Source organism: Acinetobacter thutiue, from assembly GCF_030385805.1.
GTDB classification, from domain to species: Bacteria; Pseudomonadota; Gammaproteobacteria; order Pseudomonadales; family Moraxellaceae; genus Acinetobacter; species Acinetobacter corruptisaponis.
Genome location: NZ_JAUDZE010000008.1, coordinates 27,576 through 43,306, shown reverse-complemented (window position 1 = coordinate 43,306; position 15,731 = coordinate 27,576). Strand labels below are relative to the sequence as shown.

The window sequence follows — 15,731 nt, the reverse complement described above, 5'->3', positions numbered from 1 at the left end:
GCTTGAAGTTTCTGTACTCCCCCACTTCTTTACCTATCGACAAATGTTTGAGCAAAAAATCCAATCTTTTGCATTACTACTTTATATGTTGGGAATTTTCTCTAGTTTCATTCCCTTTATTCCCTTAGAGAAAGAACAGAGTAGATGGCTATTTTTGGGTGCTGTGATTTGCTATGGCATACTGTTACTGCAAAGTTTTATCTCTTCTTCGCTTAAAAAATATTATTTACGGCCATACCAGCCAGAAATAGAGGCTCATCAGTATTTGGCCACACAGGGGGAAATTTTACAAATTCACGTCTGGAATCAAAAACAAAAATGGCTGGAGCTAACAGCTGAGTTTCAGGATATATCAAATGATTACATTCGAAAAAAATTTCGTATTCCTTACCCACAAATAGAGAAGTTCCAAAGTCCCCTTGATCCTGAACAGTTGATTGGACAAAAAGTCGAACTCTGTTTATTGCCACAATCATATCAGCCCTTACAAATACGACTACTTCCAACAGACAAAACCAAACTGGAATTTTTCCATTCAAAATCAGCCTTGTTTTTTAGCCAAAATCAGCTTTGGTCACTACACCATCAAGGGATTCATATTAAGTCTTCAGTATGCACATTTACAGTGCAGGAGATTCAATTCATTCGATCAACTGAAAATTCTGATTTCCATCTTGACTTCTATTGCCCTGAATACTGTGATTTTCAAATTCCATCAACGATTGGCAATTTTTCAGAGTTTGAACAAGCTTTATTTAAATGTTTTAAGGATATTGAGTTTGATCATTATCAAAAACTTAAATATAGCAACCAACCACAACATATTAAAATTTGGCAATGCCAGCCTGCTTTATTGCCTACTATAGAAAAAAGGAAAGTAATCAAAGATTTTGAGTTAAGTTTAGGTTTAATATTTATAATCACCATTGTTATTGTTTTTATACTTATTTTCTCAGTACATCACTTTATTGGTCTAAGTCTATTATTTTTTGCCATCGGGGCTTTAATCAGTATTTATTTCTACAATTTATCGTCAAAACGGCTTTTTGATTATCATCAGGATGCTCAACTATAAGCTAAAAACAAAAAACCCTTGTGGAAACAAGGGAAATATATTTCAAGGTAAATCGTTCTTTTCAAAAGATAATAAAATTCTTTCTTTTTCTTCTAATTTTAATTTTTCATGTATCTTAAACTCTAACTCCTCATTGGCAGCAAGCTCTGCTTTTAAGATAAAAAGTGCATCATGAGCAGTATCATTAAGCTCTGCTTCTAACTCCTTAGATCCAACCAATCCTTTCATGGAGTCAAAGACACTACTTTTCTTTTGTGCTTTTTCAGATGAATCTCTCAAAAACTCAAGTTGTAGACTATATGGCAAATAACCATAATCAACTTTTTTGCCATCAATACCAACAGTCTTATTAAATTTTTCCTTATGACCTGTTTTGTCTTTTTCTTCAAATGATTTAACTTTTCCATTATTCAAAATAGAATCATAAAAAACATTTAACTCTTCTATAGTTCTTGATAAACAAGTCAGTTGATGTAATAGATATCCAGGAAATCTTATATCTTTGTTCTTTTTCAAATGCTGGCAAACAGCATCTATATCATATTGTAAAGCATAAGAAATTCCGCGATCTAAACCTGTACGGGTTTGATGACTATCTAAAAAATATTGAATAGAATTTGACAAAAATAAAATCTCATTTTGACCTTTAATAATATCTAAATCATTCGAGATTTTGTGTGAGATTCGGCTTACTGATAAATTTTCCTGATAACTCAAAGGTAAACTTAATCCATTATTAACTATATTTAAACTTTTATTGAGTTTAATATTACTCTGATCTAGTGTATCGGTACTTGTTGAACGAATTTTAATTGCTATTCCAGAAGCCGAGGCTTGTAATTTTGGTAGTGCCACTTCTATTAGAAAATTTTTTCCTTGTTGAATTACTTTTTGCCCTGCTTCAGTTTGACTAAATTCATAAAACATCATAAGTAATTTTGCTTGATTCATATCTTTCTCTTATTCCATCATTCTTAAATCAATTAATCATTTATTTTATATAAAAAAACCCTTGCCGAAACAAGGGTTTTTTAAGATCAAACTAAAGATTAGTTCTTCTCTTTATCAACGATTTTGTTTGCTTGAATCCAAGGCATCATCGCACGTAACTTATTACCCGTTACTTCAATGCCATGCGCTGCGTTTTGACGACGACGAGCAGTCATTGATGGGTAGTTCAATGCGCCTTCCTGAATAAACATCTTCGCATATTCACCAGACTGGATACGTTTCAACGCGTTACGCATTGCTTCACGAGACTGTTCATTGATCACTTCAGTACCAGTCACATATTCACCATACTCAGCATTGTTAGAAACTGAGTAGTTCATGTCTGCGATACCGCCTTCGAACATCAAGTCAACAATTAACTTAAGTTCGTGTAAGCATTCGAAGTAAGCCATTTCTGGAGCATAACCCGCTTCAACCAAAGTTTCGAAGCCCATTTTAACCAATTCAACCGCACCACCACAAAGAACTGCTTGCTCACCAAAAAGGTCAGTTTCAGTTTCTTCACGGAAAGAAGTTTCGATGATACCTGTACGGCCACCACCTACACCTGAAGCGTAAGAAAGTGCAACGTTACGCGCATTACCAGAAGCATCCTGATGGATCGCGATAAGGTCAGGAACACCTGAACCACGTTGATATTCAGAACGTACAGTATGACCAGGTGCCTTTGGAGCAACCATGATCACGTCCAAGTCTTTACGTGGAACAACCTGGTTATAAAGGATAGAGAAACCATGAGCAAATGCTAAGGTTGCGCCTTCTTTAATGTTTGGTTCAATCACATCACGATAAAGCTGAGACTGGAACTCATCTGGAGTCAGGATCATCACCAAGTCAGCCTGAGCAACAGCAGCTGGAACTTCAGACACTTTAAGACCAGAATTTTCAGCTTTTTTCCAAGATGCTGAACCAGCACGTAAACCAACAGTTACGTCTACACCAGAGTCTTTCAAGTTAAGTGCGTGAGCATGACCTTGTGAACCATAACCAATGATTGCAACTTTCTTGCCTTGGATGATAGATAAGTCACAGTCTTTATCGTAAAAAATTTGCATCTGTTTTCTCCGCTAAAATTTTTGTCATTTCCCTTGTTCTACAAGGATAGATCTGTTGTAACCACCCAATTCCTGCTTTTAAGGAACTGGGTAAGCCATTAAATTGTTAAAACCTTTTCACCACGAGCGATGCCCGATACACCTGAACGCACAACCTCAAGGATCGTGTTCTCTGCAAGTGCATCAATAAAACCATCAATCTTGTCCGTTGTACCTGCGATCTGGATGGTATAGGTCGTTGGTGTAACGTCCACGATTTGGGCACGGAAGATATCCGCTGTACGCTTGATTTCCGCACGGGCCGCACCAAGTGCCTTAACCTTGATCAACATCAATTCACGCTCAATGTGTGAACCTTCTGACAGGTCAACCACTTTTACCACTTCAACCAGTTTGTTGAGTTGTTTGGTGATTTGCTCGATCTTGTGATCATCACCATACGTGGTCAATGTCAAACGAGATAAGGTTTCATCTTCTGTCGGTGCAACATTGAGTGTCTCAATGTTGTAGCCACGTTGACTGAACAAGCCAACCAGACGAGAAAGCGCACCTGCTTCGTTTTCAACGAGTACAGAAATAATATGTCTCATTATGTACGCTCCCCTTTGCCTAACCACATATCTTTCATCGACTGACCCGCAACCAACATTGGGTATACGTGCTCAGTACGGTCCACCATGACATTAATGAATACACATTTATCATTAATTGCCATCGCTTCGGCTAATTTAGCTTCCAGCTCATCAGCGTGGTTAATCTGAATACCCACATGGCCATAAGCTTCCATTAACTTGGCAAAATCTGGCAATGAATCGACATAAGAACTTGAATGACGTCCTTCGTAGTTCATATCCTGCCATTGTTTTACCATGCCTAGCGCCTGGTTGTTCAAGCAAAGAATTTTTACATTCAGACCATATTGCTTACAGGTTGAAAGTTCCTGAATACACATCTGAATTGAAGCTTCACCCGTAATACACACTACTTGCTGATCTGGAAATGCAAGCTTGGCTGCCATCGCATACGGCAAGCCAACGCCCATGGTGCCCAAACCACCAGAGTTGATCCATTGACGTGGACGCTTGTATTTGTAGTACAACGCACCAAACATCTGGTGTTGACCGACGTCAGAAGTAATGATCGCTTCGCCATTGGTGACACGGTCCAATGCTTCAACAACCTGTTGAGGCTTCATGCTGCCATCAGTCGGTGTTTCATATTTAAGACCATGTACCTTACGCCATTCATTAATCTGAGACCACCATTCAGCAATTGCTTCAGGATTTGGCTTGGACACATTCATTTGTTTCAATTGTGCCAACATTTCCTGAAGTACAGGTTCAACAGCACCTACAATTGGAATATGCGCCATAATAGTTTTCGAAATGGTCGCAGGATCAATGTCAATATGAATGACTTTGGCATTTTGACAGAACTTAGCTGGGTTGTTGGTCACACGGTCATCAAAGCGTGCGCCAATCGCTAAAATCACGTCAGCATTGTGCATTGCCATATTGGCTTCATAAGTACCATGCATTCCCAACATGCCCACAAACTGTGGATCATCGCCTGGGAAACCACCCAAGCCCATCAATGTGTTGGTGACTGGATAACCCAATAGATGTGCCAACTCAGTCAATAATGCTGAAGCATTGCCCTGAACCACACCACCGCCCGTATAAATCATTGGGCGTTTTGCGGTAATCAGTTCATCAATCGCCTTACGGATTTGACCAGAATGACCACGTGAAGGCGGTTGATATGAACGCATCTTCACTTTTTCAGGATATTCGTAGGCAAATTTGTCCGTAGGGTTGGTTGCATCCTTAGGAATATCAACCACCACTGGGCCTGGACGGCCAGAAGACGCGATATAGAATGCTTTCTTGATAATTGCAGGAATTTCGCTGGCATGACGAACCTGGAAACTGTGTTTTACAATTGGACGGGAAATCCCGACCATGTCCGTTTCCTGGAATGCATCTTCACCAATTAAATGTGTCGCAACCTGACCAGACAAAATCACCATTGGGATTGAGTCCATATAGGCTGTTGCGATTGGAGTCACAGTATTTGTCGCACCAGGACCAGAAGTCACAAGGACAACACCTGTTTTCCCTGTTACGCGCGAATAAGCATCTGCCATGTGGCCAGCAGCTTGTTCATGACGTACGAGGTAATGATTGATTCTGTCTTGTTGAAATAGCGCGTCATAGATATGTAAAACTGCGCCGCCTGGATAACCAAAAACATGCTCTACGCCTTCGTCCGCAAGGGCACGAACGAGCATTTCACCACCAGATAAAAGTTCCAACGTGATTCACCCTAGTATTTGCACAGTTTATAGGAGACATAAACCGTGTTTCATTCATTAACTTATGCACTTTTTAAGTGTGCGTATTCTACTCGTTTTTGCTGCAATAGGAAAAATTTTCTGACTCATCAGCCGTATAAGCTGTTTTTACATCTCGAATCAAAATATGCTGGGATAAGCATATTTCAAAAAATCATTCTCTCGGCTAGAAAGAATGTCCATTGCAAGCCATGACATTTATTCGAAGGGTGATCAAATAAGCGCATATAAAACTAAAGCAAGCATTTTTGTTGCTTTCATACACAAAGTCAAGAATAAAGGAAAGGTTTTTCTATAATATTTTTTAGCTGTTGTTTTTTTAGGCTTATTCACAGCAGTGGTTTAGTCTAGTGAAACGTCCATTTATCAAAAATTCATTTTCTTTTTACATAAAACTATGCATTGTAAATTGCATCCTGAATACACTTTGATCGAATATAGACAGAATTCTCTTGGGGAGATCAAACATGAAACAATCTTATTTAAAAACGGGCTTATATACGGTTGCCACAACAGCACTGCTGCTTTGTTCAAGTCAAAACCATGCGCAACAGTACTACAAATGGGTCGATGCAAATGGATCGACCCACTACACCACCACACCTCCGCCTAAAGGTGCAAAACGTTTAAATAAAGTTTCAACCTATGGTGGAAATCAGGCGACACCAGCACCAGCCACAACAGCAAATCAGGCCGCACAGCAAGCCCAGAACGCTGCGCAACATGCATCACAGGCAGCAAATGTGGCGGCTGAAGCGGCTGCAACAACCTCACCTCCTGCTCAGGCACCATCTGCACCATCACATTCAGACCGATAAAGTAGCCTGAATAGATCAAGGTGGTAGTAACCGCCTTGAAGATAAAATCCCAATCTAAAAACTGACATTTCACTCAGTTTTGCGCTATGCTGTGCAGCAATCTTAATCTTACTTTTTTGTTGTATCGCATATCCCTATGACGACTTCTCACATTGACGCCGAATATCAAGCAAGTGCCATTGAGCCCCAAGTTCAACAAGACTGGGACAATCGCAAAGTTTTCAAAGTTGCCGACACTGTAGAGGGCAAGCATCGCTATATCCTGTCGATGTTCCCCTACCCAAGTGGCAAGCTGCATATGGGGCATGTGCGCAACTACACCATCGGTGATGTGATTAGCCGTTTTTACCGTTTAAAGGGCGAAACTGTGTTGCAGCCAATGGGCTGGGATGCGTTTGGTTTACCTGCGGAAAACGCAGCGATTGCGCATAAAGTCGCACCTGCAAAATGGACATTTGAAAATATTGCCTATATGCGTGACCAGTTGAAGAAACTGGGCTTGTCAGTGGACTGGGATCGTGAATTTGCGACCTGTACCCCAGAGTATTATCACTGGGAACAATGGCTGTTCGTTCAGCTTTATAAGAAAGGCCTGATCTACCGCAAGCTGTCAACCGTAAACTGGGACCCAGTAGACCAGACAGTGTTAGCCAATGAGCAAGTTGAAAATGGTCGTGGCTGGCGTTCGGGTGCATTGGTGGAAAAACGCGACATCCCAATGTACTACTTCCGCATCACTGACTACGCACAAGAGTTGCTGGATGATCTGGATACCTTGCAGGATGGCTGGCCACAGCAGGTTTTGACCATGCAACGTAACTGGATTGGTCGTTCTACAGGGATGGAAATTACCTTTCCATCCGCCAATCCTGAAATTTATGCAGATGGCCTAACAGTTTATACCACCCGTGCTGACACCTTAATGGGTGTGACCTATGTTGCGGTAGCAGCAGAACATCCGTTGGCACTTAAAGCTGCTGAAGATAATGCTGAACTTGCTGCATTTATTGAAGAATGCCGTATGGGTTCAGTGGCAGAGGCGGATTTAGCCACTGCTGAAAAGAAAGGCATGGCAACAGGCTTGTCTGTTCAGCATCCTGTCACTGGCGAACAAGTGCCTGTCTGGATTGCCAACTATGTGTTGATGTCTTACGGTTCAGGTGCGGTGATGGCTGTTCCTGCCCACGATGAACGCGACTTTGAGTTTGCCAACAAATTTAACCTGCCAATCAAGCAAGTAATTGATGCCAAAGGCACAGATGACGCTGATTTTTCTGCAACAGTATGGCAGGAATGGTATGGTTCAAAAGAAGGGAAACTGGTCAATTCAAGCGAGTTCGACGGTTTGAATTTCCAGGCTGCTTTTGATGCACTCCTTGCTAAACTAGAACCACAAGCTTTGGCCAATGCCAAGGTTCAGTTCCGTCTACGTGACTGGGGCGTGTCCCGTCAGCGTTACTGGGGTTGCCCAATTCCAATGATCAACTGTGAAAAATGTGGTCAAGTCACAGTTCCAGAAGATCAATTACCAGTGGTATTACCGACTGATGTCGTTCCAGATGGCTCTGGCAACCCATTGAACAAGATGCCTGAGTTCTATGAAACCAAGTGTCCAAGCTGTGGTGGCGATGCACGTCGTGAAACAGATACTTTAGATACTTTCGTAGAATCCTCCTGGTACTATGCACGCTACGCCTCACCTGATTTCACTGGTGGTATGGTCAAGCCTGAAGCGGCGCAAAACTGGCTGCCAGTCAACCAATACATCGGTGGTGTGGAACACGCTATCCTACACTTACTTTATGCACGTTTCTTCCATAAGTTGATGCGTGACGAGGGTGTTGTTCAGGGCAACGAACCATTTAGCAACCTGTTGACACAGGGTATGGTTTTGGCGGATACGTTCTACCGTGAAGCTGAAAATGGCAAAAAAACCTGGTTCAACCCTGCCGACATTATTTTAGAAAAAGATGAAAAAGGCCGTGTGCTTTCAGCAAAATATTCAGGTGATGGTCAGGATGTGGTTATCGGTGGACAAGAAAAAATGTCCAAGTCGAAAAACAACGGCATTGACCCGCAGGCGATTATCGACCAGTACGGCGCAGATACCGCCCGTGTATTTATGATGTTCGCTGCTCCACCTGACCAGTCTTTGGAATGGTCAGATGCAGGGGTTGAAGGTGCCAACCGCTTCCTGAAACGTGTATGGCGTTTGGCTACTGGATTCCTTGAAAAAGGCGTAAATGGTACTGGAGAGATTGGTAGCTGTGAACTGAGTAAAGATGCTCAAGATCTACGCCGTAAAACCCATGAAACGATTCAGAAAGTGGGTGATGACATTGAACGTCGTCACGCCTTTAACACCGCCATTGCCGCATTAATGGAATTGTTGAATGCAACCAACAAGTTTGAAGCCAAAGATGATAACGATGTTGCAGTTGAACGTGAAGCAATCACAACATTGCTGACATTACTTGCACCATTTGCACCACATTTAAGCCAGACCTTGTTGGCTCAGTTTGGTATTGATTTAACCACGGCTGAATTCCCTCAGGTGGACGAGTCAGCCTTGACCCGCAATACGCAAACGATTGTTGTACAGGTGAATGGCAAGCTTCGTGGTAAGCTGGAAGTCACTGTTGATATTTCCAAAGAAGATTTATTGGCACAGGCAAAAGCCTTGGCAGAAGTTCAGCAATTCCTGACAGGTCCAACCAAGAAAGAAATTGTTGTGCCAAACAAATTGGTGAATTTAGTCGTTTAAACTGTAGGGGCGTATTGTATACGCCCTCATTGTCTATGAGGGATATTTATGCACTTAGCGCAACGTCTCGCTGCTATTGTTTTAACTTTGGGTCTAAGTGCTGGCTTAGTCGGTTGTGGTTTTCATCTTAAGGGAAGCAACCCAGCCGCAACACCATTGGTCTACAATAAACTCACCCTGGTTCTACCTGACAATACCGATGAACTCGAAAATCGTTTAAGTATCTACCTCAGTGCAACAGGTGTACAGCTCAGTAATGCCAATGATGCCTATGTATTGCGTATTCTGGATTACACACCCCGCCGCCAGTTGCTGAATGGTAAATTGACAGAGGTGCTACTGCGTTTAACGGTTACCTTTCAGATTGAGGACCGTCAGGGTCGCAAGATGACTGAACCACGTACCTTAACAGCTTCCCGTAGCTATCAATATGATGTGGCAACCGTCAACACTGACAACCAGCAGGAAGCCTATCTCAACCGTATTGTGATTGATGACCTGGCCCAACAATTGACACGTCAAATTGCCGCAAACCGCTTGCCTAAAGCTCAACCCTAAGCTGTCATTATGAAGCTGGATTATGTTCAAGCCCTAAAGCGTGTCCATGAAGCCCGTGGCGTATGGATTATGCACGGTCAGGAACCCCTGCTTGAACAAAACCTGCTGGATGCCTTTCGCAAAAGCTGGCAGCAGCAGGAAGTTGAGCGGCAACGCTACGATATTGGCAACGTGAATGACTGGAAAAATGTCTTTAATGCACTGAATAGCCTGTCATTATTTTCGCAACAGCTTGCGATTGAAGTGCATGGCAATATCAAGCCTGATGCAAACGGTCTAAGACAGCTTAAAAATTATATCCAGCACAATGAACACAACTTACTCCTGATTGTTTTACCTAAACAGGACAGCAGCAGTTTAAAGACAGCCTTTTTTCAGACCGTGGAAGCCAATGGCGTGGTGGTTGCACTCACCGCCACCTACCCGCAGGATCGGCAACGCATCTTAGGCATTGAGGCAGAAAAACTGGGGATTCAACTCAACAATGATGCATGGCAATGGCTGATGCAGCACCATGAACATAATTTACTGGCTGCAAAAAACAGCCTGATGCGTGTTGCAGACACCTTTCCAGATCTTAAGCAAATTCAGACTGAACAGCTGTATGCCTGTTTACAGGATCAATCCCGTTATACTACTTATGATTTAAGTGATGCCTTGTTGGCAGGCAACCTGGCACAGTCGGTCAAGATTTATCAGTACCTGATTGCGGCTGGCGAGCCTGACAGCCTGATTTTATGGACACTCAGCAAGGAAATGCGTCTATTGATGCAGTTGTTTGAGCAACCACACAATGCCCTACAGCTTGGTATCTGGAACACCAAAGTTTCACAATATCAACAGGCATTACGGCGTTTAAATCCACGTCAGTTTCTGACCTGGTCTGATTTACTGCTGCGTATTGATGCCGCCATTAAAGGCATGTCCAAAGAGAATCCAGAACACCTGATGTTACAGGCAGTTGGGGAGCTATGTGGCAACCGCCTGTTTGTATGATTTAAATTTTAGTCAAATAAGCGCGCAAACCAGCTTTTCTCTTTTTTCTGTTCCTGCGAGCGTAAATACCTGATCATATTGTCACGCACAGCATCCACATAATCCTGATCATCATGCTGGATATGGTTGATCAACCATTTGGAAAGCAGCCGATATAAATCATTCTCCACCGCCTCCCCCTTTTCAAAACGCTGGCGGTATTCGTTGAGCCTTTTTACAAACAGGTCATGTATGCCCTTATGCGAGGGTAAATACTGATAGTTGACCTGTGCCAGCAGGTTTTCCTCAAAACTAAAATGGGACTGGGTGTAATCAATCAAGTCTTCCAGCACTTCCTGAATCTTGTCACGCTGACCACTTACCCTGATTTCCTCTAGCGTGTTGATATACTGCAAAATCTGGCGATGCTGATGATCAATCACATCAATTCCAATATTAAAACTTTCTTTCCATTCCATTTTCCTTTCCCCTGTGAAATTTCCTGTGAATCACTTGTATTTATTGACATATTTTTATATGGTTGTTCTGGGATTAAATCCATATAAAAAATATGGAATTAAATTCTACAATTTTTCAAAACTTAAATCCATAAAAAAATTATGGTTTTATTAAAAACTGTACTTCAACGTAAAAAATAAGAACAAGGCATTGAATTTTTTATAGATTATTATTCTTATACTATTCAGATAAGTGTATAGATAAAATCTATTTCCAACAAACTGACTGTGGGTAAACAATTAAAAATATCTTCCAAAGCCCCATGTTTCTTTCTCCCAATTCAGTACATGGCTACAATGAATACAGCTTATTCAACAGGCGGAAGATGATTGTCATGCACCAGCTAAGTCCAATAGAGATTAAACACATTCAAAGGTTATTTTCCAAAGCGGACAGCCTGATCATTTCCGCAGGTGCTGGGATGGGTGTTGATTCAGGCCTACCTGACTTTCGCGGCAATCAGGGAATGTGGCAGGCCTATCCTGAACTGGGTAAGCAACGTATCGACTTTACAGAAATTGCCAATCCAGCAGCGTTTAGACGGCAACCGCGTTTGGCCTGGGGATTTTATGGACATCGCCTGGCACTTTATCGACAGACCACGCCCCATCAAGGTTTTAGCCTATTAAAGCAGTTGACTGAAAAATTGCGGCTGCCCTACTTTGTTTTTACCTCAAATGTGGATGGGCAATTCCAGAAAGCAGGTTTTGATCCAGAGCGAATTTATGAATGTCACGGCTCCATTCACCATCTACAGTGTCTTGAACCCTGTGATCAGGAGATCTGGCCAGCCGATGCGCTGGCACCGCAGATTGACCATCAGGATTGCCAATGGCTGGCCGAACTACCCCGATGTGCCGCCTGTGGAAATCTGGCACGCCCCAATATCCTGATGTTCGATGATTATGGCTGGATTAGCCATCGGCATTATCAACAAGGTCAAGGTCTGGATGCTTTTATAAAAAGACATCATCGATCTGTGGTCATTGAAATCGGCGCTGGCACAGCCATTCCCACCGTACGTTATTTTAGTGAACGTTTTGCACCGAATCTTATTCGAATTAATCCACGTGAACATGCACTTCCCTCAAAGGGAGGTATCGCTCTGGCAACAAATGCTGAAATGGGGGTACAAAGTATTTATCAGATTTTTATGGAATAAATCCTCCATAAAATAGCAAATAATTCTCATTCTAGATTAAAAATATCCACGCTTTCTTCTCATTTCACTTTTATACTAGCTTCAGTTTCTCATTTTTGACCTGCGGCCATGCAAAAAACAAGTTCTAAAAAATTTCAGCCTCGTAAAATCATCGTCATCGTGATCGGGGTGCTCATCATTGCGGCACTCGGATGGATGTTCTTTAAACCCAAGGCCCAAACGCCTCAGTACATTAGTGCCGAAGTCAGCAAAGGTGATATTGAAGATTCAGTGCTGGCAACAGGTGTGCTTGAGGCCACCAAGATGGTGAGTGTCGGTGCGCAGGTTTCAGGTCAGGTGAAAAAGATGTATGTGCAGTTGGGCGACCAGGTTAAACAGGGCCAGTTGATTGCCCAGATTGACTCGATTCGTCAGGAGAATGAGCTTAAAACCGCCGAAGCCAACATTAAAAACCAGCAGGCACAACTGGCAGTACAGCAGGCCAACTTAGCCAAGGTTGAAGCTGAATATAAACGTCAACAGGCCATGTTTAGTCAGGATGCAACCTCACGTGCTGAACTTGAAGCGGCATTGGCAAACTATAAAACGGCACAGGCCCAGATTGCCTCGATTAATGCGCAGATTGAACAATCGCGTTTGAGTCTTGCAACCACAAAGGAAAACCTGGGTTATACCAGTATTGTTGCACCAATGGATGGAACCATTGTGGCGATTGTCACTGAAGAGGGCCAAACGGTAAATGCCAACCAGACGGCACCGACCATCGTGAAACTGGCAAAACTGGATACCATGACCATCAAGGCACAGATTTCAGAAGCGGACGTGATGAAAGTTGAACAGGGCCAAACCGTTTATTTCACCACCCTAGGCAACAGCGATAAAAAGCATTATGCAAAACTGCGTCAGGTTGAACCAGCACCAAACTCCATTAACACTGAAAACAGCAATACCAGTTCATCTACCTCTACTTCCGCAGTGTATTACAACGCTTTATTCGATGTACCCAATGAAGATGGCAAACTACGTATTGATATGACAGCACAGGTCTACATTGTTTTGGCTGAAGCAAAAAATGCACTGACCATTCCAGCGGCAGCAATCCAAAGTCAGCGTCCAAACCGTAAGGACCGCTCAGCCAATGGCACTAAGTCCACTGATCAGGCGAAAAAATCAGGTGCTGAAACAACCCAGCGTCCGAAACGTCTGGATTTAACTGAGGATGACAAGGCACTGATTGCGCAAGGCAAGGCTTCAATGGCAATGGTTCGGGTACTACAGGCTGATGGTACAGCCCAGCCGCAACCTGTGCTGATTGGCCTGAACAACCGTGTTACCGCACAAGTGTTGAAAGGCTTAAAACAGGGTGATCAGGTGGTGATTGCCGATGCAACTGATAGCTCAAATGAGGCGGCAAAACGTAGCAATCAACGTGCAATGAGAATGTAATATGACTCAAGATCAAACACATTCATCACAGCCATTACTTGAAGTCAGCAACCTCACCCGTGAGTTTCCCGCAGGTGAGGGTACTGTTCAGATTCTCAAAGGCATCAATCTAAAGATTTATGCAGGTGAGCTGGTTGCCATCGTCGGTCAGTCAGGTTCTGGTAAATCCACCCTAATGAATATTCTGGGTTGTCTGGATAAACCAACTGCAGGCAGCTATCAGGTCAATGGTCGGGAAACCCGCCAGTTAGAGCCTGATGAGCTGGCACAACTACGCCGTGAATATTTTGGCTTTATTTTCCAGCGTTATCATCTGCTGGGTGATTTAAGTGCCGCAGGCAATGTTGAAGTCCCCGCGATTTATGCGGGTGTAGACAGCCATCTCCGCCAAGAGCGTTCTGCTGAATTGCTGTCTGAACTGGGACTGGAAGAACGACTACACCACCGCCCTAGCCAGCTTTCAGGTGGTCAGCAACAACGTGTCTCCATTGCCCGTGCCTTGATGAATGGCGGTGATGTCATTCTTGCCGATGAACCCACAGGTGCACTGGATAAAAATAGTGGTATTGAGGTCATGCGCATTTTGCGTGAACTGAATGCCAAGGGTCACACCATTATTCTGGTGACGCACGATCTGAATGTCGCCAAGAATGCGACCCGTATTATTGAAATCAGTGACGGTAATATCATTTCAGACCGTGCCAATACACCTGAACACAACGATCATGATCTGGAACACCAAACCCTGCAACGTACGCCACAAAAGAAAACCTCAGCCTGGCGTTCTTTCTTTGACCGTTTAGGTGAAGCGTTCCGCATGGCGCTACTCGCCATGAATGCTCACCGCATGCGTACCTTTTTAACCATGCTCGGGATTATTATCGGGATTGCCTCGGTAGTTTCAGTGGTGGCACTGGGTAATGGTTCGCAAAAGCAGATTCTGGAAAATATCAGTAGTCTCGGTACCAATACCATTACCGTATATCAGGGACGTGGCTTTGGTGACAATTCACGGGCCTCACAGGTGAAAACCCTCGTGCCTGCCGATGCCGATGCGCTGGCGGAACAGCCTTATGTGGATGGAGTCAGTCCCTCTGCCAATACCAGTGTCACCTTGCGTTATAAAGATACTGAAGCTTCAGCAACGGTAAATGGTGTCAGTGCCGACTTCTTCTATGTGCGTGGCATGACCTTTAAATCTGGTCAGCCTTTTGACAAGGACAGCGTGACCCAACGTGCGCAGGATGTGGTGATTGATACCAATACCGAAAAAACGTTCTTTGCCGATGGCACCAATCCCGTCGGTCAAGTGCTACTGTTGGGCAGCGTTCCAAGCCGAATCATTGGTGTGATTGATGCACAGCAGGGTTTTATGGGCAATTCTGACAGCCTGAATGTCTATCTGCCCTACTCCACCGTGATGAGCCGTATGTTGGGTCAGTCCAATGTACGTAGCATTATCGTGCGAATTAAGGATGAATATCCAAGCAGCGCTGCTGAAAATGCCATTCTGACCTTGCTGGAACAACGTCACGGCGCGCAGGATGTGTTTACCCAAAACTCGGACAGTATTCGTGAAACCATTCAGCAAACCACCGCCACCATGACCCTGCTGATTTCAGCGATTGCGGTGATTTCCCTTGTGGTCGGTGGTATTGGCGTGATGAACATTATGCTGGTGTCTGTCACTGAACGTACTCAGGAAATCGGGGTACGTATGGCGGTAGGCGCACGGCAAAGCGATATTCTGCAACAATTCCTGATTGAAGCGATTCTGGTGTGTTTGCTCGGTGGTGTGCTGGGCGTACTGCTTTCTCTTGGCATTGGGCAAATCATTGGTCACTTCGCCAAGGGCGTGATCGAAATGAGTTATTCAACCACCTCTATTGTGGCGGCTTTTGTCTGTTCAAGCTTGATCGGTATTGTATTTGGCTTCTTGCCAGCACGAAATGCGGCACAACTCGACCCAGTTGCTGCTTTAGCGAGAGAATAAGG

General features: G+C 43.5%; 13 protein-coding genes. 8 read left to right on the top strand and 5 right to left on the bottom strand.

Going from position 1 to position 15,731, the window contains the following annotated elements:
• Positions 1 to 43: 43 nt before the first annotated feature.
• Positions 44 to 1,075, top strand: a complete 1,032-nt coding sequence (locus QTA56_RS14265) for a hypothetical protein (RefSeq protein WP_267981672.1) — start codon at positions 44 to 46, stop codon at positions 1,073 to 1,075.
• Positions 1,076 to 1,117: 42 nt separating this feature from the next.
• Here QTA56_RS14265 and QTA56_RS14260 read toward each other — a convergent pair whose 3' ends face one another.
• From QTA56_RS14260 to QTA56_RS14245, 4 genes are all read right to left on the bottom strand, one after another.
• Positions 1,118 to 2,026, bottom strand: a complete 909-nt coding sequence (locus tag QTA56_RS14260; RefSeq protein ID WP_267981671.1) for a hypothetical protein — start codon at positions 2,024 to 2,026, stop codon at positions 1,118 to 1,120.
• 98 nt (positions 2,027 to 2,124) lie between these two features.
• On the bottom strand, positions 2,125 to 3,141 hold the full coding sequence (ilvC, locus tag QTA56_RS14255) for a ketol-acid reductoisomerase (protein ID WP_004659026.1): 1,017 nt from the start codon (positions 3,139 to 3,141) through the stop codon (positions 2,125 to 2,127).
• 98 nt (positions 3,142 to 3,239) lie between these two features.
• On the bottom strand, positions 3,240 to 3,731 hold the full coding sequence (gene ilvN, locus QTA56_RS14250; protein WP_262466117.1) for an acetolactate synthase small subunit: 492 nt from the start codon (positions 3,729 to 3,731) through the stop codon (positions 3,240 to 3,242).
• Positions 3,731 to 5,455 (bottom strand): acetolactate synthase 3 large subunit, encoded by a 1,725-nt coding sequence (locus QTA56_RS14245; protein ID WP_267981670.1) that lies wholly within the window; start codon positions 5,453 to 5,455, stop codon positions 3,731 to 3,733. Before QTA56_RS14245 ends, ilvN begins: the two co-directional genes overlap by 1 nt.
• A gap of 506 nt (positions 5,456 to 5,961) precedes the next feature.
• Between QTA56_RS14245 and QTA56_RS14240 the strand changes: the two genes are divergently transcribed.
• The 4 genes from QTA56_RS14240 to holA all read left to right on the top strand — a co-directional run bounded on the left by QTA56_RS14240 (position 5,962) and on the right by holA (position 10,630).
• Positions 5,962 to 6,312 (top strand): DUF4124 domain-containing protein, encoded by a 351-nt coding sequence (locus QTA56_RS14240; RefSeq protein ID WP_267981669.1) that lies wholly within the window; start codon positions 5,962 to 5,964, stop codon positions 6,310 to 6,312.
• A 136-nt stretch (positions 6,313 to 6,448) separates the two neighbouring features.
• Positions 6,449 to 9,076 carry a leucine--tRNA ligase gene (gene leuS, locus QTA56_RS14235; RefSeq protein WP_267981668.1) on the top strand — a complete coding sequence of 876 codons (2,628 nt, stop codon included), beginning with the start codon at positions 6,449 to 6,451 and terminating at the stop codon, positions 9,074 to 9,076.
• Positions 9,077 to 9,124: 48 nt separating this feature from the next.
• Positions 9,125 to 9,634, top strand: a complete 510-nt coding sequence (locus tag QTA56_RS14230) for an LPS-assembly lipoprotein LptE (protein ID WP_267981667.1) — start codon at positions 9,125 to 9,127, stop codon at positions 9,632 to 9,634.
• A 9-nt stretch (positions 9,635 to 9,643) separates the two neighbouring features.
• Positions 9,644 to 10,630 carry a DNA polymerase III subunit delta gene (gene holA, locus QTA56_RS14225; protein ID WP_267981666.1) on the top strand — a complete coding sequence of 329 codons (987 nt, stop codon included), beginning with the start codon at positions 9,644 to 9,646 and terminating at the stop codon, positions 10,628 to 10,630.
• 8 nt (positions 10,631 to 10,638) lie between these two features.
• Here the strand turns inward: holA and QTA56_RS14220 are convergent, their stop codons facing one another.
• The gene (locus tag QTA56_RS14220) at positions 10,639 to 11,088 is read right to left on the bottom strand and encodes a bacteriohemerythrin (protein ID WP_267981665.1); all 450 of its coding nucleotides are present in this window, start codon (positions 11,086 to 11,088) and stop codon (positions 10,639 to 10,641) included.
• Positions 11,089 to 11,462: 374 nt separating this feature from the next.
• On the opposite strand from QTA56_RS14220, the gene QTA56_RS14215 reads away from it, so the two are divergent.
• The 3 genes from QTA56_RS14215 (at position 11,463) to QTA56_RS14205 (ending at position 15,729) form a co-directional block, all read left to right on the top strand.
• Positions 11,463 to 12,290, top strand: a complete 828-nt coding sequence (locus QTA56_RS14215) for an SIR2 family NAD-dependent protein deacylase (RefSeq protein ID WP_267981664.1) — start codon at positions 11,463 to 11,465, stop codon at positions 12,288 to 12,290.
• 108 nt (positions 12,291 to 12,398) lie between these two features.
• On the top strand, positions 12,399 to 13,736 hold the full coding sequence (locus QTA56_RS14210; protein ID WP_267981663.1) for a MacA family efflux pump subunit: 1,338 nt from the start codon (positions 12,399 to 12,401) through the stop codon (positions 13,734 to 13,736).
• Between the two features lies 1 nt (position 13,737).
• Positions 13,738 to 15,729 (top strand): MacB family efflux pump subunit, encoded by a 1,992-nt coding sequence (locus QTA56_RS14205; protein ID WP_267981662.1) that lies wholly within the window; start codon positions 13,738 to 13,740, stop codon positions 15,727 to 15,729.
• Positions 15,730 to 15,731 lie beyond the last annotated feature (2 nt).